General features: G+C 43.5%; 1 protein-coding gene and 1 pseudogene. One reads left to right on the top strand and one right to left on the bottom strand.

All coding sequences use genetic code 11. The annotated features are described in order from the left end of the window. A pseudogene (locus AB4496_RS26640) lies at positions 1-187 on the top strand (PLP-dependent cysteine synthase family protein); the annotation flags it as partial. A gap of 91 nt (positions 188-278) precedes the next feature. On the opposite strand, the gene AB4496_RS26635 reads toward AB4496_RS26640, so the two are convergent. Then, positions 279-599, bottom strand: a complete 321-nt coding sequence (locus AB4496_RS26635) for a DUF1244 domain-containing protein (RefSeq protein WP_004736423.1) — start codon at positions 597-599, stop codon at positions 279-281. Between the last annotated feature and the right edge of the window lie 8 nt (positions 600-607).

Below are 607 nucleotides of genomic sequence, written 5' to 3'. Positions count from 1 at the left end.
GCTTCAACTGGCAAGCGAGATGAAAGCGCGTGGAGAAACAGGGTCTATCGTGACTTTGCTATGTGATAGCGGTGAACGTTACCTAGACACTTACTTCAATGACGAGTGGGTAAATCTGAATATCGGTGACCTACAACCTTATGCAGCGAAGCTAGAAGCTTTCTCGCAAACGGGTGAACTGGCTTAAGTTCATATAAACCGATAGTTCGAAATAGAAAAGAGCCCTTGATGGGCTCTTTTTTGGTTTATTCTATTCATCAATTTCTAGCGAGAACAAATTATTCTGGCTTCTGCTTCGCTTCAAACGCCGCTAGTTGCTCAGGTGTCGCTTTTGGTTGGTGATTTTGTTTCCACTCATCGTAAGTCATGCCATATACGCGCTCACGAGCGTCATCGATATCCAAGTCTAAGCCTTGTTGTTCAGCTTCTGCTTTGTACCACTTACTAAAACAGTTACGGCAAAAGCCAGCCAAGATCATCAGGTCGATGTTTTGGACATCTTTGTTGTTGTCTAGGTGTGCTAACAGGCGACGAAAGGTTGCTGCATCCAGCTTGTCTTGTTCTTCTTGAGAAAGATCTTTGTATTTAAATTCAGCCACTTTAAGTG

This window comes from Vibrio sp. 10N.222.46.A1 (assembly GCF_041473595.1).
Lineage (GTDB): Bacteria > Pseudomonadota > Gammaproteobacteria > Enterobacterales > Vibrionaceae > Vibrio > Vibrio tasmaniensis_A.
This window is presented reverse-complemented; position numbering and strand designations above follow the sequence as displayed.